We start from the raw sequence: 24,172 nt of genomic DNA on the forward strand, positions 1-24,172 counted from the left end.
GATGCTACAGTGGCAGAATTATTACTACCTGCACTCTTACCAGCATTCGCATTGGAACTAGCCGCACTATTAGCACTGGATGCAATATTATTGTAAGAATTAGCAGTAGCGCTCGCATTAGATGCATTACTATTGGCAGCACTAGCGTCATTAGCATATGAGTCAGCAGCACTCTTGGCAGCAGCAGCAGTGGACGATGCCTTTGCTGCATCAGCAGCAGCGGCACTAGCAACATTTGCTGCAGAACTGGCAGCAACGCTATCACCCCTTTGGGCAGCACTCGCTGCATCGGCAGCAGCACTCGCTGCAATCGAGTTTGCAGTAGATGCAGCAATAGATGCAGCAGTAGCATTTGAGCTTTGCGCAGCAGCATTCGATGCGTATTCACTTGCCTGAGTGTAAGCAGATGATGCAATAACAGCAGCCGATAAAGCAGCAGTAGCAGCACTATTAGCACTGGATGCTAATGACTGAATAGCTGAATTGCTTGGGTTAGCCGAAGCAATTGCAGAAGCTGACTTAGCATTATCTGAAGCACTAGCAGCAGCTGTAGAAGCACTAGCGGCAGTAGAAGCAGCAGCACTGGCATTGGTGTTGGCAGAACTAACGTCATCACTAACTGCCTTACTATCATTTTGGGCTCCATTATTAGCACTAGATGCTTGATTAGCATAACTAGATGCAACACTAGCATTAGATGCAGCAGCACTAGCATTGGATGCAAGAGCGTAAGCACTCTTAGCATCGCTATCAAAGGCAGCTGCAGAACTAGCTACAGCACTAGCTGAATTAGCAGCATTAACTCCGTTAATAGTAGCACTTGCAGCGGTTGAACTAGCCGATTTAGCTGAATCCGCATACTGGCTAGCAGTTGATGCAAATTCCGCAGCACTAGAATTCAATTCACTAGCCTGTGAGTAGTTCCCATTGGCAGCAGCACTCTTAGCTTGAGCAGCATTATCACTAGCGATGCTGGCATTGAAACTAGCCGTTGAATTAGCATTATTAGCAGCATTAACAGCAGAGCTAGCAACACTATAAGCTAAACTAGCCGTATTTGAGAATCCATCAGCAGCAGACTTAGCACTAGTCAATGCGGAACTAGCAATACTAAATGCAGAACTAGCAGCACTAACGGCTGAATTACCAGAATTGTTGCTAGTAAAGTTAGTCATTGCTGAACTCAAGATATTTACGTTATTAGAATAACTAGTAACGATTGAATCAGCAGATGATGCAAGTATATTAGCATTTGATGCCTTTGTAGCATCTGCGTTAGCACCACTTGCATAATTAGAAGCGGCAGCACTAGCGGATGAAGCTTCATTACTAGCACTACTGATAGCTGATGAAGTATCAGCACTAGCATTTGCTGCAGCACTAGCAGCAGCAGATGAAGCAGCGTTCAATGAACCAATAGCTACATTAGCAGAATTTTCATCATTGACTGCTTGATTAGCAGCACTAACGGCGATTGAAGCTAACGTACTAATATTGGCAGCGGCACTAGCTGCAATCGAAGCATTAACACTAGCCACACTAGCGGCACTAACTGCACCGGAAGTGTAAATCGCTCCACCAATTCGATCACCAGTTTGGTAAGCAGAGCTGGCTTGTGCATAGGAAGTATTAGCGTTAGTAACTGCACCACTAATGGCTGCACTAGCACTAGCAATCACTGCGACTTGTGAACTAGCAGCACTGGATGCACTACTTGCAATATTCTTTTGGTTAGCGGCACCGTTGTTATAGCTATTGATAGCACTCACTGCACTAGTAGCAACTGAAGCCGCACTCTTGAACGTGGAGTTACTTGGATCGTTGTTGAGGTAATTATTAATGGAGTTAGAAGCAACAACAGCATTGCTTGAAATAGTACTTACCGCAGTAGCAGCTGAACTAGCAGCACTATATGCTGAGTTAACGATTGTATCGTTAGCATTAGCATCACTGGCAGCAATTGATGTTGCAGCACTAGCTGATTTAGCATCGTTAGATGCTTTACTACCGGCACTATTACCACTATCAACAGCAGACTTAGCACTAGAAGCGGCACTCGCAGCACTATTAAAGCTACTCATTTGCACTGCCATTTGAGCAACATCACTCGCAGCCTGAGAAGCAGCGGAACTAGCAATGTTAGTTTGTGAAAGAATAGCAGCTGAGTTGTTAATCAATGCTTGGGCAGCATTCGATGCAGCAGTAACTGCGTCCTTAGCAGCTTGAGCATAACTGTTTCCAGCATCTGTACTTCCAGCAAGGTAAGCTGAATTAGCAGCAGCATCATTGGAACTTACAGCACTCGATGCACTAGTAATGGCTGAAACAAGGGAACTATCTGAACCTTGAGCTGAGCTAGCAGCAATTGCTGCAGCACTCGCAGCACTCTTTTGTGCTTGAGCATCCGCATTAAGAGATGCGATAGCTGAATTGGCTGCACTAGCAGCAGCAACGAAACTAGCTAATGATGTATCTTGGTTATTAGCACTGATCAAAGCAGCAATACTATTATTCACACTATTAGTACTATCAGCACTATCATTAGCTAACTTAGCAGATGATGATGCATTCGCAGCATATGAACCAGCTAAACTAGCGTTATCAGCGTCACCGGATACTACGCTATTAGCAATTGATGATGCAGATGAAATGGAATTACTATTAGCACTACCATTTGAACTAGCTCCATTAGCTTGGTTAGCAGCAGAATTAGCCGCACTTAGTGCGTTTGATGCATCAATAGCAGCCTGAGAAGCAATTGATTGATCTTTTTCGGCCTGAGCAGCAGCATTACTTGCAAGTATAGTTGCACTTGAAGCAGCAATTACTGCATTTAAAGCAGCAATTGATTGAGCACTCATACTCTTAGCAGTGTCAGAGGCTAGATTAGCATAGATCGCACCATTGCTAACATCACCATTAGCATAGTAGCTATTAGCAGCTGATACTAGACTATTGACAGTACTTGCATTGTTACTTGCAGTGGTTGAAGCTGTAATGGCACTCGCAGCAGCACTGGATGCAAGCGCATAAGCGGAATTAGCAGCTGATGATTGTTGGTTAGCGTCAGCAAGTGCACTCGCAGCCGTACTATTAGCAACATCAATAGCAGCAGCTTGGGATTTAACGATCGTATTTTGACTATTTGCACTAACTAAACTTTGCGCAGCAGTAGCGTTACTTTGCGTTTGACTATTAAAGCCACTAGTTGCAACTGCTGCAGAACTAGCTGTTTGAGCATATGAAAATGCTTGAGATGCATAGCTAACTGCAGTACTGGTACTAGTGCCAGTAACAGAAGCATAACTGTTAGCTGATGCTACAGTGGCAGAATTATTACTACCTGCACTCTTACCAGCATTCGCATTGGAACTAGCCGCACTATTAGCACTGGATGCAATATTATTGTAAGAATTAGCAGTAGCGCTCGCATTAGATGCATTACTATTGGCAGCACTAGCGTCATTAGCATATGAGTCAGCAGCACTCTTGGCAGCAGCAGCAGTGGACGATGCCTTTGCTGCATCAGCAGCAGCGGCACTAGCAACATTTGCTGCAGAACTGGCAGCAACGCTATCACCCCTTTGGGCAGCACTCGCTGCATCGGCAGCAGCACTCGCTGCAATCGAGTTTGCAGTAGATGCAGCAATAGATGCAGCAGTAGCATTTGAGCTTTGCGCAGCAGCATTCGATGCGTATTCACTTGCCTGAGTGTAAGCAGATGATGCAATAACAGCAGCCGATAAAGCAGCAGTAGCAGCACTATTAGCACTGGATGCTAATGACTGAATAGCTGAATTGCTTGGGTTAGCCGAAGCAATTGCAGAAGCTGACTTAGCATTATCTGAAGCACTAGCAGCAGCTGTAGAAGCACTAGCGGCAGTAGAAGCAGCAGCACTGGCATTGGTGTTGGCAGAACTAACGTCATCACTAACTGCCTTACTATCATTTTGGGCTCCATTATTAGCACTAGATGCTTGATTAGCATAACTAGATGCAACACTAGCATTAGATGCAGCAGCACTAGCTAATGATGCACTAGCTTGAGCAGATGCAATATCTGCAGTAATGGATGATGTACTATTTAGATCAATAATTGCTTGACTAGCAGCGGCTAATACGCCATTAGTTGCTGAACTAACGATATTGTAAGCATTATTCATACCCGATAGGATTGAATTAGCTAAACTGGCATAGTTAGCTATCTGAGCATTAAGAGATGTTACTGTTGCTGAGTCTCCATTACTAGCAGCAGCAACGGCAGCATTATAAAGTGATGATACCGTATTAGTATAACCAGTTGCATTAGTATTATTAGCACTAATTTGTGCAACATTAGCACTAGCAATCCCATACTGTCTATTTGCACTGGATAGTTGATTAACTGCATCATTATTTAGAGCTGCTAATAAACTATTCATTGAAGCAATTGCAGATGATGCAGAACTAATTACAGAGTTGTTAGCATTTGCACTATTACTTAAATAACCACTAACTAATGTAGCATAACTTTGTCCAGCACTAGAATAGCTAGATATTACAGCAGCCGCAGATTTAGTTTGTTGAAGAGCACCAGATGCGGTTTGTAATTGAGCATTTCCGGCTTGATTAATTTGACCAGCCTTAGCAGCAATATTGCTGGTGGCAGTACTATTAGATGCAGCAGTACTTTTAGCAGCACTAGATTGCGCAGTACTATTGGAAGCATTTACAGAAGCCTGGCTTGCTGCATTTGAAGCAGCCACACTAGCAGAGTTGGCAGCATTACTTGCAACCGTATAATCACTAGCAGCTCTAGCAGCGGCTGAAGAAGCAGAACTTACTTGAATTGAAGCAGCACTAGCATAGTTTTTAGCATCAGAATAAGCTGAATAAGCATTATTAGAGTTAGTAGCTACCGCTGCACTATATGAAGAAGCGGCACTTGAATCACCAGCAGAATAAGCACTACTTGCTAAGGATGCATTATCTGAAGCAGATTTAGCCTGTGCTGAAGCATAGCTAGCAGCACTATGCGCCTGGCTTGCTGCAAGACTAGCTGCAGTACTTGCACTAACTGCATCACTAGATGCGCTAGTTGCATCATTTACAGCACTAGCCGCAGTACTTGCCGCAATACTAGCACTAGTATTTTGACTTTGAATATAAGAATCGCTTGGGTATTTACTTGCAATTGAAGATGCTAATTGAGAACTAGAATTAGCACTACCGGCAACACTTGTAGCATTAGAAGAACTAACACTGGCATTAGCGGAATAACTACCAGCTAGGCTACTATAACTATCAGCAGATTTAGCAGCATTAGCAGCATCAGTAGCTGAACTAGCAGCATTTTGTACGTCACTATTCATACTATTAACATTATTTGCAACCGAATTAGCACCAGAAGCAGCTGACGATAATGAAGCATTAGCACTGCTAATATCAGCATTTAAAGTATTTAACCGATCATAAATAGATTGTAAAGTAGTAGAAGCATTCGAAATAGTCTGTTGACCATTATACATTGATGTTGCGCCATCCATAGCAGGCGTAAGTGAAACTAAAGCATTGGAATTGTAGTAAGAAGCAGAGGCACTATTTCCAGCATTAGCATAACTCAATGCTGAGCTTGCAATACTATAAGTGACACTAGCATAATAAAGACCATTGCTAGAAGATGCATTTTGATCACTCATCTGACTAGAAGCTAAATGAACCAATGAATTTTGTGAAGATGCAACATCAGATAATGAATCTGCTTCAGCAATATAGCTATTTAAATTAGATGCAGCCGTTGAACCAGCGGTACTATATGAATTAATTAATGCATTGTTTGATTGAGCACTCACTGCACTGGATAACGTAGCTTCATTACTGGAATAAGAAGTCTTAGCAGCACTAGTACTACTCAATAAAGTAGTTACACTATTGTATTGCGTGGAAGCCAATGAAGCGGTACCAGCTGCGGCATTAGATGCGGACGTATACTCAGAGCTAGCCGATGAGGCTCTGGCCATGATTGAATTGGCAGTATTTATATCATTAGTTGGATTATAAGCAGTTAAACTGTTCAAGGATGCCAACGCAGCATTTAAAGCATTCGCAGCATTCGCAGCATTTTGTGCAGCAGCGGCAGCACGATTAGCTGCCGACAGAGCAGCTGAAGATGCAGCTTCAGCAGAACTTTTAGCAGCATCAACTGAAGCACTTGCAGCATCTGCTAAACTAACTGCGGCGGTAGCAGAGCTAAGTAAGGAATCAGCATTAGAATCAGTTGGATTGCTCTTTAATATAGCTACTGCACTGCCCACCAATGCCATCGCAGTAGAGGCTTGAGCGGAAATTTGGCTTGCAAAAAAGGTAGCGGTAATACTAGCAGCACTTATCGCAGATGAATAAGCACTATTAGCATCATTCTTAGCAACAGAAGCATCACTGGCAGCACTACTTACTGTTGAGGCCGCACTATTAATTGTGACAATCAAACTACCGATTGCTTGAGCGCTAGCATCATTGTTAGTTGAATTGGCTAAACTTGCAGCTTTTGAAGCCTGAATTACAGCACTACTTGCTATTGATGACACGTTTGTATATACACCACTAGCAGCACTCGAAGAAATTCCAGCCGCCGATGCATTACTAGATGCGCTAGTCTCAGCCTCTTGAGCAGCAACTGATCTAGCTGAGGCATATTGACTAACAATATCAGCCTTAGCTACAATTTCGGTTCCTATTGCAATCCCACTGCTTGCTAATGATACTAGTGACTTTAATACCGCATCATTTGACGATGCAACATAAGAAGCACTACTAGCAGCCAGATATGCACTTGGAATTGCGCTATAGTTAACATTAGCAGCACTCATGGCAGAAGATGTCGTTGCATAATCGCTAGTTGTTATTCCAGCAATTGACAATAGATTAGTAGCATATGATGAAGCAACTGCAATGTATGCTGAAGCATTAATAGCAGTTGCAGAACTAGCAGCCGCAATTCTAGCGGCCGCAATATTAGATTGAACTGCACTTAAATAACTTGCTGCTCGACTGCCCCCACCATAGAAGGCATTACTTCCATCACCATAAGCACTTGTAGCCGATGATAGTAATGAAGCAATGGAACCAACAGTATCATTAATAACCTTGGCAGCAGATGATGCAGTTGAAAGTGCGCTAGCTTGGAAGCTTTCATAGTTTTTAATAAATTGATAATCGCTATAAGTTGATCCTACTACATTAGCATAGCTTAACTGAGCACTAGCATTGCTAACTGCAACAAAACCCATTGAAGATGCACTACTTGCAGCAGATGATATGGAACTAGCTGAAGCATATGAACTAGCAGTAGCGGACACAGCTGAACTAGCTTGATCGTAATAATGTTTAGCAACTGTATCTGGCTTTGATGTATATCCATTTTGATATCCTAATTGATAGTCTAATGCTTTACTGTAGATCCCATTATTGAAGTTAATATCAGATTGACCTTGCGTATAACCATCTTTATAGTTACTACCGGCAGTATAATCATTACTATTAGTTGTATCGTTACTGTTTACAGTAGATTTATTATATCCATCAATATATGCTTGAATGTTGACGGTTGCTTCCTTGACGGATTTAACGGTATTTAAATGAGCAGTAGCAGTATTAAGATATCTAGCAAGTGATTGATTATAATAATTCATTGAGTCTGCTGGAATTGTAACACTCCAATTACCGTAAGTATCTGCAACCGCAGTGTAAACGGCACCAGATGTATCATTTGGATCATTAGATACGAGTGAATGAGGAGAGGCAACATATTGCTGGACTGAATAGTTATTTGGGTCAGTAAAAGATGGCAAATAGTATGGTAATTTAATATAAGCACCTGGGGTAGCGTAACCAGAAATAACACCGGTTGTTGAATTATATTGAATCCCACCAATTTGAACATCTTGAACGTGATCCATTTCAATGTAACGACTAAAATTAGCTGCCTTAGTGATGTCAGGATTAGTGGCCCCATTCAATACACCAGTTGTTGTGGCAGTAACCGTTCCACTACCATTACTCTTAAGGGTAGTCGTTGCAAAAGGACCAAAGACAGTTCCGTTCACATCCTTAAATGAAATAGAAGTTCCATTAACCGTTAAGCCACCAATAAAGGCATTACTACCGCTATTAGTATTTTTAGTTAAGTCAAAGATAATTTGTTGTGGGTTATTAATTGTAACCGTTCCAGAAATATCCAATAACGTATCTGCAGCCACACCATCAATCGCCAATTTCATCGTAGCAGAATTGGTCAATTTAAGTGTTCCACCACCTGATACCTTGATGGCTGAAAGAGCATTGTTTCCAATGTTCGTTCCATTAAAGTTAAATTGAGCTTGGTTATCAACGTTAATGGTTGAAGCACCATTAATCTGAACAAATCCTAATCCATTTGGGTAATTAGTAATAACGTTTCCACTTGAATTAACGCTTCCAGTTGGATTAATGTTTAATTGCGCCCCATTAACAACGTTAATAGTAGCTCCACCACTGGTATAAATAGCTCCACCAATGTTGTTAGTCCAATTTGTATTAACATATGGATTAATATTTAAAGTTGCCCCAGCATTAACATTAACGGTCCCAGTTCCTAGCATGTATAACCCGAACGCAGTTGAACTAGTAGGACTATCTTCTGGAACATAACCACCCGGCGTAAAGGTAACATTAGCACCGTGGTCAACGGTCATGTTCCCACCACTGGATAATTCCATAACGTTCCCATTATAAGTCTTAGCATTAAAAGTAGATCCTGGTAGAAATTCAACACTAGCTACTTGGAACGCTTGTTGGTTAGAACCACCTTGCGGACCGATTTCAACATAACCTTCAACTGAAACATATCCATTAACCAATGGCAACCATCCGCTACCATTATATGAATATGACATTCCATAATCTTGTGCAACCTGAGTTGGACTATAGTTAAATCCAGCATTAATATTGACCGTACTCTTAATTGGATTATCAGCTGTATTAATAGAACTATTACTAGTATCTGGCGTATTATTAGGGTTACCTAAATAAAGGTTCGTCGTGGTAGCATATGCTAATTGACTCCCCGTGTAATTAATGTTGTCGTAGTACAGTTTCGCTCCAGCAGTGGTCCGACTAGTGATGGGTCCATAGTAATTGGCCCCGTATAAGTTCAAATTCTGAACAACCGTAACACTATCTTGAGCATTGTAAGATATTCCAGCAAAATCAACGGTCGACCAAGTATTATTCATCTGAAGTCCGTTCACTACAAAGTTACCAGTATGGTTATTGCTGGTCCACATATCATTAAACCCATTATATACACTCCACAAACTCATATTGGCGTCAATATTAATATGGGAGATATTAGAGTTTTTAAATGCGGCATCGAATTGACTGGCAGTAGTAACGTTAATAAATCCACTAGCTGTACCAGGATTACTTGCATTTTGAGATGCTTGAACAGCAGTTGAACTGGTAGCAGATGATGTAATATTGGTATATGAGCTAATTGTAGTATAGTTAGCACTCGCACTACTTAATGCGTCATTAGCACTAGATAGGTACTTATTAACGTTGCTAACTTGTGAGTCTGCGGCATCAAATAAGCTACTTAATTCAAGTGAGTTAACAGAACCACCATTATTCATCACACTAGCAGCTGAACTAAGGGCCGAAGACAACGAACTATTATTGGTTTGAGCGTTACTAGCAAACACGCTTTGTAGCGTTGCATTCGTAACGTAGCTAGCCATACTACCAAAAGCAGATTGGGCTGACATTGCTGCCTTACTAGCTACTTGACTACTACTGTTAGTTGATGAATCAGCATACCGAGTCGATAAAATGTTTGCCTGTTGAGCCACTGAAGATGCATTAGAAACAACACTATTTACATCACTGTAAACAGTAGCAACTGATGAAATATTACTATTTAAACTACCAATGGTAGCAATATAACTCTTCAATGTGGTTAACGAGTCTGAGCCACCATCAGTGGAAGTTAATTCAGCCCGGTATAGCGTTTCAATGTTTGCAGCATCTGAAGTAGATAGCTTAGCAATATCAATCGTGTCAGTGGTTCCTGTACTAGCTAAAATATTCTTTAATTCAGCTGTTTGATCAGACGTCAAAGAAGCGTTCGTGCTAGCTGCACTCACACCACTTACACTATTGGACGCACTGGACGTTGCGCTACTATTTGAACTACTATCAGTAGTACTTTGTGAACTAGCATCACTACTATCACTGCTCTTTGCACTACTGCTATCAGTTTTAGCATCTGAACTGTCTCTAGTAGCGCTGCTGTTGGATGATGCACTATCGCTACCCTTAACACTGGAACTATCCGTCGATGCGCTCGAACTAGCATTACTACTATCACTGCTCTTTGCACTACTGCTATCAGTTTTGGCATCTGAACTGCTACTAGTAGCACTGCTGTTAGATGACGCACTATCGCTACTCTTAGCATTCGAACTACTATCGGTTGATGTACTATCAGCACTAGCACTTGTCGTTGATTGCGTATCCGCACTGGCAGCGGTACTAGTGTCAGAAGTAGCATTACTACTAGCATTAGCAGTACTCGTCGTTGCAGTCGACTGTGTATAAGCACTAGTATTAGTATTTGTACTTATATTCGCATTACTACTGCTACTACTATTATTAGCCGCGCTACTATCACTAGTCTTATTAGCACTGCTATCATTATTTTCACTATAGTTAGCGGAAGTGGTATCAGCATGAACAGTATTTTGGGCCACCATTGTGGATCCACCAAGTACTGTTAACATGGATAATGAAACAACAATCCATTGTTTCTTAACTTTTCTAAGTACTTTTTTATCATTTACTTTATTGAATCTATACTTATTATAAAGCAAATATGATTCCCCCTTTAGAAGCATATTTATATCAAACGATAAGTTAGTCTCACGCTTTGCAAGACCAATCCAATCGAGAAACTATAACTATGAAATATAAAAAAGATTTAATAAACATTTATATTGTATCATATAAATATATTATTAGCCTACAAACCTGCATAGTGAAATTATAACACTTTCTCAAATTAATACCATTAATAATAACTAAAAAAAAAGACCGTCAAACTATCTGAATCAGATAGTGACGGTCTTTTTTTAAACCTAATGTGGTTTAAAGAAATTTCACGAATTTCTTGTTACTTGTAATATACTTACCAGCACCAATATAGAATCTGGTCACCCCTTTATATCTTACCACTCGTTTAACCTTTAGCTTAGCACCAACTCGATAGAAGCGGTGTTTAGTATCAAATGATTTGCTACCATGAGTCCAAATTCCCTTATCATTAATTACTCGAATCTTTCGATCAGTATTATGCTTTAGGTTGGCCTTTTGATAGTATGCATTCGCAATGAATTTTGGATTCGTAGTTAGGTATCCTACGATATGGCGATCAGATTGATGGCTCTTAACGTAGTATCTAACCAACCCGCTCTTGGCGAGTTTGATCCGTTTAACTTCAAATTCATGGATCTTGTTTTGTGGTCTTTGATCACGCTTGATGATCTTACCACGTTTGTCAAACGTTGCCTGACTATAAACATAGACTGGCTTGTGGTTGTAAATATAAATTGGCCGTTTAGTTAACTTGGCATTGAACTTATTGACATAACCATTAATGTAACCCTTTGGCTTGTCACGTAGTGAAGTCGTTGCCATCGATTGTTCAGCAGCTTCAGAGGCTCCTTCAGAATAGTAATTCATATAACTAGCACGGCCTTGTGCATATGCTGATTGATAGTTCTTGACATATTCAGCATTGTCACTAGCTACACTAGCCATTGAATCACCATTCAATCCTTGAACGAAACCATTGTAAGCACCCTTGTAAATCGAATTGTTAGCAAATGACGCATTGACCGAATCCCGTTTGGCATCCCGAATTGCATCAGAATAGTAGTTCACAGTTGTACTACTGCTCAATCCTGAGTTAGCACTACTACTCATCGTAGCACTAGAACTAGCATTCGCTGAATTACTATTAGTGGCATTACCGTTTACGCTACTACCGTTTGTGGTAGGCCCTGCATTCGTGGTGCCGGTCGTTCCATTTGAAGTAGCTGAGTTAGCAGTCGTTCCACCATTCGTCGTCGAAGTAGTCGTTGTGCTATTACTACTGCTAGATGGCACGTACAACGATGCACTGTTGTTAATCGATGTGGAACCACTAGTACTTGGTGTTGTTCCATTATTGGTTGCATTAGAACTAGGGGTTGGATTAACGCTAGCTGATGGTTGCGAATTAGAACTAGGGTTCGAAGTAGGGTTGCTCGATGCCGAAGTAGTATTATTCATCCCACTAACCACACTGTTCGTAGCATTCGCTGCGTTACTGAGCATTGCAATGGCAATACTCATTTGAAGAGCTGCAGAACTAGCAGTAGCTACTGCTGATTCATCAGTGCTGTTTGCTTGACTCGCTGTTGATTGTGCTTGACTATCCGTAGCTTACGCTGTTGCTGATTGTTGGTTAGCACTATTAACGGCTGCAGTTGCTAAACTAGCACTTTGCATTGCTTGGTTGTCCGTTGAAGTATCAGTACCCAACGTTTGAGCATTCGTCGTTGCTGATTGACTAGCAGATTGAGTTGCAGCAGCCGCTTGACTTGCATTTACATTCGCACTAGCCACAGCTTGACTCAATTGATTTACTAATGAGGTAGCTTGCGTTACATCATTAGCGGCTTGACTAGCCGCAATACTTCCAGCAAGGCCGTTAATTGCGCTCAATTCACCAACCCCAAAGGTTGTAACGAAGGCTGCAAAGCCGTTCTTACGAGCATAGCCATCAGCCATGTATGAAGCATTTAATTCGTTAGCGTTACCAGTCCACTTAACATCATCACGACTAGTAATGTGATCTAAGAAATCTAAGTTGTAATCACCAGGGACCCCAAAAATCCGATTGGCACCCATAGCTTTAACAACATCAACTAAATAATCTGAAACTGTGTACATTATTAATTCCCCCGATGTAAAATAATATCGTATATCTATTTCTGCTTTCGCTCGAGCATGTATATATCTTAGTTCCAAATGCGTTGATGCAACAATCATCAAAAACCTATGGAACTAATAACTTTTAGTTATCAATCGAGGGGATTCAATATGGAAAATTTTACTTTTAATCAGCTAAGGTATTTTTATAAGTTGGTACAAACACTGAACTATCGCCAAGCGGCCGAAGAACTATACATTAGCCAACCTGTCCTTAGTAAGCAAATTAAAGCACTAGAAAAAGCCATTCAGGTGAAGTTATTTTATAAAACTGGCGACATATTGAATTAACTGCTGCTGGCAACGAGTTCGTAATTCATGTGGGTCAGATTTTTAAAAATATTAACGAAACCAGCCAATCAATGGACAAGTTTATTCAATCAAAAGAAACCACCTTAAAGGTCGGCTTTGCAGAAGATCAATTATTTTATCCGTTAATGAACCATCTTTCCAATACTAAAATTAAAATGCAGGAAATAATACACTCCGAAATTATCGCTAAGATTAAAAATCATCAACTAGATGCCGGGGTGACATTTTTACCGGTTGAGGATCGTGAACTAACTAGTCAGTTTATCTTTGATGATGAAGTAGTAGCGGTTGTGGCCACTAAAAGCAAGTTAGCGCAACTAACTCAAATTTCAATGAACCAGGTGGCCCAGACTCCTATCTCCACTATGTCGAGTAAATTTCACTTTCGTAAGTTACTTGACCAGTTCTTCCAAGACAAATTAATTCTGCCAAACTATCAATATGAATTAAGTAGTGTCGGTAGTTGCATCAACATCATTCAAAATGATGCAAATTCCGTAGCGCTAGTACCTAAATCCGTCTTAACATCTAAGCAATGTACTAACGTCAAAATGTTACCAATCGTAGACCAGATGTTATCGATTCAAATGGGATTAGTCTACTTAAAAGAAACCCAATCCACTCCACCACTAACAAACTTGGCGAATCAATTAATTAGTCAATTCAATCAATAGACCGATTTCATCATAAATAGCGTTATTCTACATAATAAGATATAATGAATTTAACTATATTAATATTTATGGAGATGACGTTTATTTTACATATTAGTAACTTATCCAAACAATTTAAAAATGTGCAAGCATTAAAAAATGTTTCTTTTGATGCCCACACTGGTCGAATATTAGGATTAATCGGTCAAAATGGTGCTGGTAAATCGACCACTTTTCATAGTATTCTCAACTTTATTCGTTTCGATGGTACGATTCAGTGGAACAATCAGCCAATCACTAACGATACATTTGATAAAATTGGCTATTTACCAGAAGAACGCAGCTTAATGACTGAGTTAACAATTCAAAAACAAATCATTTACTTTGCGAAACTAAAGGATCGGCCGGCTAAATGGACTAAGGCTAGAATCAATGAATGGCTCCAAAAATTTGAAGTTAAAGGCCAACCCAAAGATAAAATCAAGTCCCTATCAAAAGGAAATCAGCAAAAGATTCAACTTATCTGTACGTTGATTCATGAACCTAGTTTAATTATTCTAGATGAACCATTTAGTGGATTAGATCCAGTTAATGCTGACTTTTTAAAACAAGCGATTCTAGAAGCGCGTTATAACGGTGCCACCATCATTTTTTCCAGTCATAATATGACCAACGTTGAAGAAATTTGCGATGACTTGGTGATGTTACGTAACGGCCAAGTGGTCTTGAACGGCCCCGTCCAACAGGTACGTAATCAATTTGGTAAGAATGAATTATTCGTTACCACCCCAATGTCGCCAGATGAATTAAAACAACTACCGGGTGTGGTTGATTTAATAACTCGTGGTGAGCATCAATACAAATTGAAGCTATCCAATCCAGAAGTCGGTAAGCAATTATTTGAAATGATTAGCCATGGTAAATACATTGAGGAATTTAGTCAACAGCCACCATCGTTAGATGAAATCTTCAGAGAAAAGGTTGGTGAATAAAATGAGTAAGTTATTTACCATCATTTCAGAGACATATACTAGTCAAGTTAAATCAAAAAGCTTTATCTTAATGCTGTTACTACCATTTATTTTTGTTATTATTACCGCTGGGAGTGGCTTTATTAGTGGGAATAGTGCCAATAATGCTCAGGAACAATATGCAGTAATTGCTAATTCCAATATTAAAAATGGAATCGTTAAATCAGATGGCGATGAAATTGACTCAAGTGTTAAAACCATTCCAGAAGCAAAAGCTAAGATTAAAACTGGTGACTTGGTTGGATATGTAACCGTTGAACAATCAAATGATCAACTCCAGGTTAACTATGTTGGAGACCAAAGCTTAGATAGTGACATTAAGGACGATTTAATGCGAATCGTAGCAATTGAGCAAAGCCAGTTGAATATCCATAACGGTAATCTAACTAATGATCAATTAGCCAAGCTATCAATTCAACCGACGTTTAAAAGTAAAGTTCAGAACAATAACAAATCTAACGAAAGCATTATTAAATTAATATCATTAGATGCCTTGATCTTTATTTTGTACATTCTATTATTAATGTATTCAGGAATTACTGCTAGTGTCATCGCTAAAGAAAAGGGCTCAAAGATTATTGAAATTATATTTAGTAGTACTTCTCCTGTAAAATATTTTATCGGTAAGATCAGCGGAGTCATCTTAATGATGCTCACTCAGTTGGCAGTATACGTTGCCATTATTGGTGGTAGCTATCAATTCTTAAAACGCACGCCGTTCATGAAAAAGATGCTTAGCGAATATGAACCAGTAATTAATAAAATTTTGGGCAATTTGATTAACATTAACTTTGTGTTCATCGTGTTAGGATTAATTATTGGAATCTTGTTATCAGCAGCATGTGGTGCGCTAGTAGCGCGTAAAGAAGACGCAGCCAAAGCAGCACAGCCAGTTGTATTTCTGATTATGATTTTATTTTTCAGCTCATTAATGTTACAGAACAATAGTAACCAAATCATTGCCAAAGTATTATCATATATACCTGTTACTTCGACCTTCTTTATGCCAATTCGGGTCATTAATGGACAAGTCAGTGGACTAAACATTGCGATTTCACTTGTGATTCTCATTGTGTTCATCTGGGGATTAATTTACGGAATCGCTAAAATATATAAAGGTCTAATGCTGCAAAATGATGATAGTGGTTGGTTAAAAAGTTTAATCCATGGAATTAAATATCATTAATTATTAAAAGTCATCTTTCGAGATGGCTTTTAATATGCAATAATTGTATTTATCATTAATATTAGAATTAGAGGGATCTTCTTGAATAAAAAAATGTTATCTGGATCTTTTTGGCTTTCAGTTAGCAGCATCCTATCCAAGGTATTAGGAATTGTTTATCTAATCCCATGGTTAATCATGCTCGGTAGTTATAGTAACCAACTCAACGCCCAAGCTATCTTTAACGCCTCTTATAATCCATACGGACTATTAATCGCCGTTGGAACCGCCGGATTACCATCTGTAATCGCTCGCCGGGTTTCGGCCCTTAACTCACGTAATCAATATTTAGATAGTGCTTATATCACTAAACTAGCTTTAATCATTATGTTAATTGCCGGAGTGGCCTGTGGAATTGTTTTGTACTTACTGGCCCCCATCATCGCAGCTGGGACGCCCGTTAATTCAATCGATCAAGCAGTAACGTCAATTCGAATGCTAGTCCCCGCAATTATTTTAATTCCGTCCATGAGCATGGTCCGGGGCTGGTTTCAGGGACACAATGACCTAAAACCATATGGAATTTCACAGCTGTGGGAGCAGTTAGCTCGGGCGTTATTTATTATCGGTGCGACCTTTGTAATTGTAAAAGTGCTCCATATGAATTACATTATTGCTGTTTATTTCAGTGTTTTTGGTGCGTTCATAGGCTCATTAACTAGTTATCTCTACCTATTCTTTTATGGCCGCAAGCAATTAGGTAGTTATCGTGAACAAATGGCGGACAGTAAACCCCGCTCGCTAAACAATATCACTAAGGCCATAATGGGGCTTTGGTATTCATCCATTCCATTTGTTCTCGTCGGCTCATGCATTACAATTAGCCAATTCATTGACCAAGTATTTTTCAAACAGGTATTAGTGGGGGTTAACCATCTTAGTGCTGAATACGTTAACTATTTATATACCGTCTCATCAGCCAATCCCAGTAAAATCACTGTTATGGTCATTTCATTAGCCACTTCTGTATCAGAAACTAGTTTACCCCTGTTTGCTGAACTTCATGCTAAACGAGATCGGGCTGGTATCAAAAAGTTACTAATAGAAAATTATCGGCTCTTGTTGTTGTTTTTATTGCCAATTGTTATTATTGCTGGTTTCGCCGCTGGGCCACTTTATACCATTTTATTCACTCATGACTCAGTCGGTAGTTACTTTTTAGTACAAAATATCATCCAAAGCATCTTTTTAGGGCTAGCGGTTAACGCATTGACCCTTCTCCAATCAGTGCATGCAAGCCGTAAAGCTGTGTTATACATGCTGATTGGAATCATCATAAAGCTAGCACTGCAATTTCCATTACTTAAAGCACTCGGCGCTAATGGTGCCATCATCGCCACTGACGTCGCATTCGTAATAATATTATTGTTAGGATATCATCGGCTCAATCGATTCTATGGAGTTAGCTTGAAACCATTAATGCCCATCATTTTTATTAATAGTTGCTTGACGATCATCTTAGCAATTTATCACGTTACATTGCAAAATGATTTTAACCCAATGGATCGGTTCAGTAGCTTTATCTATCTTGCCTTTTATGGCATTATTACAGTTACCATTTATTTAACGTTTACAATTAAAACCGGGATGTTAAAGGATATATTTGGAATTGAATTAAATCAAAGGAAATAATTATTATGAATCAAGATTTAAAGCAGTTATTTAATAATTTAGAGATTCCATTTAAATTAGTTGAGCATCAACCTATTTACACCATCCAAGATGCACAAAATTTAAACTTAGATGATAATGTTTTAGAGATTAAAAATTTATTCTTGCATAATCAAAACAAGTCTAAATATTATCTTTTCAGTATGCCTGCTAACTTAAGAATTCCGTTAAAAGAACTGGCTAGCATGACTAATGATAAACACCTAAGCTTCGTTTCTGAACCAGAACTAATGGATAAATTAGGCACCTATCCTGGATCAGTATCAATATTGAATGCGGTAAATGACCATGATAAATCTGTCATTTATTATGTAGCAAAGAGCATTTTACAAAATCATCACGTTGCATACCATCCAAATCAAAACGATCAAACCATTATTTTTGATGGTAATCGAATCAAGGATATTTTAAACGGTTATCAATTTAAATCTTTTGAAGGATAATCAAATCAGAAAAGACTGTTACTGAATTTAACATCAGTAGCAGTCTTTTTAATTATATGTAGAAATAATCAATAATTTGCTAATTCGATTAGTATCTCATTGAAAATAATAGTATAATGAAAAAGCTAACAATAAGTATACATAAAGGGGATTTAAAATTGAATATTAATGTCAAAAGAGTTATTTCATTACTGGCCGTATCTACTATTTTTATGAGCATCGATAGCATTCATAATAGTTCAACGATCACCAGTGCATCCGTCAAGAAAAAGAATAAAAAGGTACAAAAGAAGATTAAACCAAAAATCACTAAATCAAAAATTAAGAAGAGTAAAAAAGTAACCAAAACTAAAAATATCAATAATAATGTGATTAACGTAAATGGCACCAACGGTAAAGATGGTAAAAATGGAATCGACGGTAAGAATGGTAAAGATGGTAGCAATGGACAAAACGGAAAAGATGGCAGAGATGGAAAAGACGGAAAGGACGGAAAGGACGCACTATCCGGAGTTTACTATAACATAACTGATTATGGAGCTAAGAGTAGCGATTCAAGTGTTGATACTGGAGCCATTATTAACACAATCATTTCTAAGCTACCTACATCTGGTGGAACCATCTTAATTCCTAACGGTGATTTTTATTTAAAAACACCAATTTTGATCAATCGTAACCACGTTCGAATTAAGGGCATCAATGCCGGGATCAGATCTAATGTTGATGCTGACAACACTTCATTAACTTCCGGCGGGGGTATCCGATTAATTGTAGCTGCTAATAATAATACTGGAATTCAAATTGGTACGGCCAAATCCAGTTCTAGAATTAGTGGTGTCGAAGTCGATCATCTTAATATGGTTGGTAATAGTAATCAAACATTGCAAACATTAATCAATAGCACTCAAGATTCTGATGGCCTAAAAATTCATGACGTTGCGTTGAAGAACGCAACCCATGGAATTATATTAAATGGTGCAGACACGCCTGACATTCGTGATAATTGGATTTCTGAATTAAAGAATGGAGTTCAATTATTAGGTGCATCCCAACAAGCTAAAATTATCAATAACTTTATTGGTGCCCAACCAGAAGGGATTTCAATCAAATTAGATAATCCATATGCTGCTACTATCTCAGATAATAATATCTATCCAGATGGATTTACGAACTTAGAAATTAATAATGGTGATCACGTTATGGTTTCAAATAATAACATTCAATCATATTATAGTCGGGCTATTTACATTACCGGAAACTATAACACCCTTTCTAACAACGTCGTTTACATTCGTGGCAATAAAGACAACCCTAAGGGATTTGATAAGAAAATTGGTGATATTTATATTTCTGGGAGCAACAACGTCTTACAGGGAAACCATCTAACTTCTGAACAAGAATCAGAAGCTACTCGTGAACTAATTATGGGTGGTAATAACAACACCATTAAGTTAGATACAATTGATGGTGCTGAATCTAACTCCAAAGTAGTAATCAATGGTAATGCTAACAATAATAAGGTGCTATACTCAGTTCAAAACACTGAATTTCAAGATGGCAACAACAGTACCAACGTTAATACCCCTAGCTAAAATTAATAATTTTAAAGTCATTAAAAATAATCTTAAAAGACTAGTTGAAAAAATTCAGCTAGTCTTTTTCTGTAATTTATAAATTATGGACTGACTGAAATAAATACGAAGATCAAAGCTAATATTATTGTGAGTCATAATTGCATGATAAAAGGCTTTAATGGATGTTAATAATCATGACATGTACATATGAATAATATATGAATAATTACTAAATTAAGTGCAATAAACCGAATAAAAATAAATTTTTTGAAAAAAACAATTGGATTTACCGAATTAGTGTGATATAATTAGTTAAAATTAAATTAGAAAACTAATTATATTTTAATTAAGCTTCAGTATACGTTATTTTTTGTAACATTAATTTGGAAAAGGAGTTGTTAAACATGGCAAATTCGAACATTAATAAAAATTCGGACGGTACTTACCGATCATTAAGTAATCGACACGTTCAAATGATTGCAATCGGTGGTACCATTGGAACCGGATTATTCTTAGGATCAGGTAGTACGATTGCTAAAACTGGTCCATCAGTACTTCTTGTATATCTAGTATTAGGATTGTTCTTCTTTTTAATGATGAGAGCAATCGGTGAAATGTTTTATTCAGATCCTTCCCACCATACATTTGTTTCGTTTATTACTAAATACTTAGGTCCAGCGGCGGGACGGTTTACAGGATGGACGTATTGGATCGGCCTAGTTTTTGTTTGTATGGCCGAGCTAACTGCGGTCGCTGCATATGTTAAATTTTGGTTACCCAACGTACCATCGTGGATTGTAGAATTAGTGTTCTTGGCCATTCTTTGTGGTCTTAACTTAATTGCAGCCCGACTATTTGCCGAAACTGAATTTTGGTTCGCAATGATTAAGATTATTGCGATTGTTTCATTGATCATTACTGGAATCTTCATGATGGTTAAACAAAGTACTACTCCACTAGGACATGCTTCATTAGCCAATATTACTAAGGGATATCAAATGTTCCCTAATGGATCATTTAATTTTATTTCATCATTTCCAATGGTCTTTTTCGCCTTTCAAGGGATTGAATTTGTAAGTATTACCATCGGTGAAGCCAAACATCCCCGTCAAATCATTAAAAAAGCAGTTAACGAAACATTACTAAGAATCTTACTATTTTACATTGGAGCATTAGTTGTAATCATGGGAATTATTCCTTGGCGTTCACTTTCTCCAGATGTTAGTCCATTTGTGCAAATCTTTGAATTAGCTGGCATCCCTGCTGCAGCTGCATTAATTAACTTCGTAGTGTTAACTTCAGCTGCTTCAGCATTAAACAGTGCTATCTTTTCATCAGGTCGACACTTCTATCAAATTGCTACTGAAGGCCGTGAAGGTAGTTTCTTAAAGGAAAAATTTGCTAAAATTTCAAAAAATGGAATTCCTACACCTGCCATTTTATTATCAGCTGGACTAGTTTTAATCACTCCAATTATGAGTGCAAGCGCAGCCACCGGATCAGTATTCACAATTGTAACTGGTGCATCTAGTGATATGTACATCTTAGTATATGCATTAACAATGCTTGCGCACCGTAAGTACCGTCAATCAAGTGACTATTTACCAAGTGGATTTAAGATGCCTTGGTACAAGGTTACCAGTCCACTTACCATTGCCTTCTTTTTAGTTATCTTTGCTAGTTTATTCTTTATTAAGGAAGATATCATTGGCGCAGTTGCTGCAATCGCATGGGCAATTGGATTCGGCGGCTATGTGTTAATTACTCAAAAGAAATTAGAGACTAATGCCAACTAATATAACCATTTTTCAACCTGTTTTAGTATCTAATCATAGTGCTATATTTGACCAAAATCATTTACGATTTTGGTCTTTTTATTTATAAAAAGCATGTCAAAATCATAGCTAATGGTATTAGATAAATGCAAAAAAATTGATTCACATTATGAAATATAGTAATATTTAAGTGTTACATAAAATGTTTTTATTGAAATGATTTTATTATTTATTTCAATAATGAAAAGGAGATAATGGTTATGAACATTAAAAAATCTATTATTACTGGTGCAATTGCTGCACTAGCCACTACGTCATTTGCCTTGGCGGCACCAATTGCAAATGCTGCTGTTACTTCTCCAAAAGCAGCTCGTGGAACTTGGTATGGAACAGTCTATCAACAAACTCTTAAGTATAAAATAGGTAAGAAACATGTATGGGTATACGATGATTATAAAAAGGGCCAAAAAAATAAGGGTATTAAATATACAATTGAAAAACCTTACAAAGGTTATTATGGTGTTAAGCCAACTAGTGGTCAATATGAAAGTTCACCATTTAAAATTTCTGGTAAAACATTATTAGTAGAATACGATACTCAAATAATTCATTTACACAAAAAATAATATTACAAATAAAAGTGCCTGGTCAGCTAGATCAGACACTTTTATTGTCTATAAATACTTCATCTATTAGGTCAGTAATCGTTCAATCGTGTAATCGATAAATTATAGGCGAGCTGCTTTACTTTGCAACGATTAGCAACCATAATTTAAGTTAAAATATAAATTACAAGGGGGTACTGGCAGATGAAAAAACTTGGCATTATTGGAGGAATTGGTCCGGAAGCAACGATGAGATATTATTTGGATATCATCAAGGGTTACCAAAATAAAATTAATAGTCAGCAGTCATTGCCAGAACTATCAATCGTTAGTATTAATATGTATCATATGTTTGATTTACTAAATCACCATCAATATGATGATGTTGCTAATTATGTTAGTAATGCCGCAAACGAGTTACATAAATCTGGTGCTGACTTTGGCTTAATGTGTGGTAATACACCCCATATTCTTTTTCATCAAATTCAAGAAAGAACCGCCCTACCCCTGTTGAGCATTATTGAAACATCATTGACTAGGGCAAAAAGCATGAACTTAAAACGATTACTATTATTGGGCACAAAATTTACAATGGAAAATGATTTCTTTGCACAACCATTTAGGGATGCTGGTATTAATATTGTATTACCATCTGACAAAGACCAACAATGGATTCATGAAAAAATTGTTACTGAGTTGGAAAATGGAATTGTAAATAACAATACTAAACAGCAACTGATTAAAATGATCAACCAATTAATTACTGAACATTCATTAGATGGAGTCATTCTAGGATGTACTGAACTACCGCTAATTATTAAACCTAATGATTTACAAGTTTCCACGTTTGATATTGCTAAGATTCATATTGATGCAGCTGTAGATATGATTTTAGAGAAATAAATCAATAGTTTAAATAACCAAAAAGACGCCGAGAATATCGACGTCTTTTACTTTAGTTTTCAAATTCACTCCATTGTAGGGTGGAAGAATTTAATGACATATGATTAGCTGGATGGTTAGTATTAATATAACTTCCGGCAGATGCATAAATATTATAAATCTTATTGTAATAAGCTACTGAACCAGCAGCATCAGTAAGAAATGGCTTAGTTGCATCATTAGCCAAGCTAATAATATAAGCGTACTTGTAACCAAGATCGTTATATTCACTAGGGTTTAATTCCAAATTCTTGGCATCAGTGGCACCTGCATTATATGCATTTGCATCATGACTACTGTAGTAACTAGTTAACTTAGCTTGGTTAGTTACAAACCAGTCACCAGGAGTTGCATAGTCCGAAATATTATCGGTACCATCTGCATTTTGGTTAGTAGTTACAGTTTGGTTAGTTACCGTTTGCTTAACCTTTGTGGTTTTCTTTTGCTTATGTTTCTTTTGATGATGCTTCTTTTTATGATGTTTCTTAGCTGCATTCGCAGTAATTCCACCATTATAAGTACTAATTGTTGCTGAACCAAATCCTGCTAATACAGTACTAGCAGCCAACGCATATAATAACTTCTTTGTATTAATTGCCATATCATAGCCTCCAATATATTACTATATGATAAATTATACAACATAATCACGTAATAGTTTAAATTATTATCATTTAATTTTAAATCTACGAATTAAATAATAAATGGTAGCATGTCCAATCCATAGAACTTGCTACCATTTTTAATTTAAAGTAAGTTGCATATCACATTACACAAGCTAACCCAATTGCAAAAATACCAACGGTTAGCTTAATTACCTTAGATGGGATTAACCGAACAATAATGGGTCTGATGCAGCCCCAAAAATTCATCCAACTGTATTCAAAATTGCAA

At 37.9% G+C, this 24,172-nt stretch carries 13 protein-coding genes and 1 pseudogene (1 of these 14 running past the window's edge); 10 read left to right on the forward strand and 4 right to left on the reverse strand.

The genetic code is table 11. The features are described from left to right. The 3 genes and pseudogenes from R4146_RS06960 to R4146_RS06970 form a co-directional block, all read right to left on the reverse strand. Positions 1-10,886, reverse strand: partial view of a DUF5776 domain-containing protein gene (locus tag R4146_RS06960; RefSeq protein ID WP_339960737.1) — the 5' end (the start) only. The gene continues 24,241 nt to the left of window position 1, outside the view; only the first 10,886 of its 35,127 coding nucleotides appear in the window; the start codon lies at positions 10,884-10,886; the stop codon falls past the left edge of the window. Between the two features lie 274 nt (positions 10,887-11,160). Next, positions 11,161-12,408 (reverse strand): DUF5776 domain-containing protein, encoded by a 1,248-nt coding sequence (locus tag R4146_RS06965; RefSeq protein WP_339960738.1) that lies wholly within the window; start codon positions 12,406-12,408, stop codon positions 11,161-11,163. A gap of 336 nt (positions 12,409-12,744) precedes the next feature. Then, a pseudogene (locus R4146_RS06970) lies at positions 12,745-13,008 on the reverse strand (thiamine pyrophosphate-binding protein); the annotation flags it as partial. Positions 13,009-13,158: 150 nt separating this feature from the next. On the opposite strand from R4146_RS06970, the gene R4146_RS08910 reads away from it, so the two are divergent. From R4146_RS08910 to R4146_RS07015, 10 genes are all read left to right on the forward strand, one after another. Further along, a complete protein-coding gene (locus tag R4146_RS08910) occupies positions 13,159-13,338 on the forward strand; it encodes a helix-turn-helix domain-containing protein (protein ID WP_373695353.1) in 180 nt (59 codons plus the stop codon). Between the two features lie 29 nt (positions 13,339-13,367). Further along, positions 13,368-14,033 carry a LysR family transcriptional regulator substrate-binding protein gene (locus R4146_RS06975; protein WP_339960739.1) on the forward strand — a complete coding sequence of 222 codons (666 nt, stop codon included), beginning with the start codon at positions 13,368-13,370 and terminating at the stop codon, positions 14,031-14,033. A 68-nt stretch (positions 14,034-14,101) separates the two neighbouring features. Further along, positions 14,102-15,004: an ABC transporter ATP-binding protein gene (locus tag R4146_RS06980; protein WP_373695361.1), complete on the forward strand. Its 903-nt coding sequence runs from the start codon at positions 14,102-14,104 to the stop codon at positions 15,002-15,004. Between the two features lies 1 nt (position 15,005). Continuing rightward, entirely contained in the window at positions 15,006-16,229 is a 1,224-nt protein-coding gene (locus tag R4146_RS06985; RefSeq protein ID WP_339960740.1) for an ABC transporter permease, read from the forward strand. An 81-nt stretch (positions 16,230-16,310) separates the two neighbouring features. Next, positions 16,311-17,900, forward strand: a complete 1,590-nt coding sequence (locus tag R4146_RS06990; protein ID WP_339960741.1) for a putative polysaccharide biosynthesis protein — start codon at positions 16,311-16,313, stop codon at positions 17,898-17,900. A gap of 5 nt (positions 17,901-17,905) precedes the next feature. Next, the gene (locus tag R4146_RS06995; protein WP_339960742.1) at positions 17,906-18,382 is read left to right on the forward strand and encodes a YbaK/EbsC family protein; all 477 of its coding nucleotides are present in this window, start codon (positions 17,906-17,908) and stop codon (positions 18,380-18,382) included. A 158-nt stretch (positions 18,383-18,540) separates the two neighbouring features. Next, positions 18,541-19,974, forward strand: a complete 1,434-nt coding sequence (locus R4146_RS07000) for a hypothetical protein (protein ID WP_339960743.1) — start codon at positions 18,541-18,543, stop codon at positions 19,972-19,974. Positions 19,975-20,360: 386 nt separating this feature from the next. Then, the gene (locus R4146_RS07005; protein ID WP_339960744.1) at positions 20,361-21,752 is read left to right on the forward strand and encodes an amino acid permease; all 1,392 of its coding nucleotides are present in this window, start codon (positions 20,361-20,363) and stop codon (positions 21,750-21,752) included. A gap of 239 nt (positions 21,753-21,991) precedes the next feature. Further along, complete coding sequence (locus tag R4146_RS07010; RefSeq protein WP_339960745.1) at positions 21,992-22,357, forward strand: hypothetical protein; 366 nt, start codon at positions 21,992-21,994, stop codon at positions 22,355-22,357. Between the two features lie 183 nt (positions 22,358-22,540). Then, positions 22,541-23,239 carry an aspartate/glutamate racemase family protein gene (locus R4146_RS07015; protein ID WP_339960746.1) on the forward strand — a complete coding sequence of 233 codons (699 nt, stop codon included), beginning with the start codon at positions 22,541-22,543 and terminating at the stop codon, positions 23,237-23,239. A gap of 52 nt (positions 23,240-23,291) precedes the next feature. Here R4146_RS07015 and R4146_RS07020 read toward each other — a convergent pair whose 3' ends face one another. After that, on the reverse strand, positions 23,292-23,879 hold the full coding sequence (locus R4146_RS07020) for a hypothetical protein (RefSeq protein WP_339960747.1): 588 nt from the start codon (positions 23,877-23,879) through the stop codon (positions 23,292-23,294). Between the last annotated feature and the right edge of the window lie 293 nt (positions 23,880-24,172).

This window comes from Nicoliella lavandulae, assembly GCF_037546185.1.
Classification (GTDB): Bacteria; Bacillota; Bacilli; order Lactobacillales; family Lactobacillaceae; genus Nicoliella; species Nicoliella lavandulae.

What these genes read in the sequence shown, in the direction of transcription:
- R4146_RS06995 (WP_339960742.1), top strand. Translation starts at nt 17,906, where the DNA reads ATGAATCAAGATTTAAAGCAGTTATTTAATAATTTAGAGATTCCATTT.
- R4146_RS06985 (WP_339960740.1), top strand. Translation starts at nt 15,006, where the DNA reads ATGAGTAAGTTATTTACCATCATTTCAGAGACATATACTAGTCAAGTT.
- R4146_RS07015 (WP_339960746.1), top strand. Translation starts at nt 22,541, where the DNA reads ATGAAAAAACTTGGCATTATTGGAGGAATTGGTCCGGAAGCAACGATG.
- R4146_RS08910 (WP_373695353.1), top strand. Translation starts at nt 13,159, where the DNA reads ATGGAAAATTTTACTTTTAATCAGCTAAGGTATTTTTATAAGTTGGTA.
- R4146_RS06965 (WP_339960738.1), bottom strand. Translation starts at nt 12,408, where the DNA reads ATGAGTATTGCCATTGCAATGCTCAGTAACGCAGCGAATGCTACGAAC.
- R4146_RS06980 (WP_373695361.1), top strand. Translation starts at nt 14,102, where the DNA reads ATGGAGATGACGTTTATTTTACATATTAGTAACTTATCCAAACAATTT.
- R4146_RS07005 (WP_339960744.1), top strand. Translation starts at nt 20,361, where the DNA reads ATGGCAAATTCGAACATTAATAAAAATTCGGACGGTACTTACCGATCA.
- R4146_RS07020 (WP_339960747.1), bottom strand. Translation starts at nt 23,879, where the DNA reads ATGGCAATTAATACAAAGAAGTTATTATATGCGTTGGCTGCTAGTACT.
- R4146_RS07010 (WP_339960745.1), top strand. Translation starts at nt 21,992, where the DNA reads ATGAACATTAAAAAATCTATTATTACTGGTGCAATTGCTGCACTAGCC.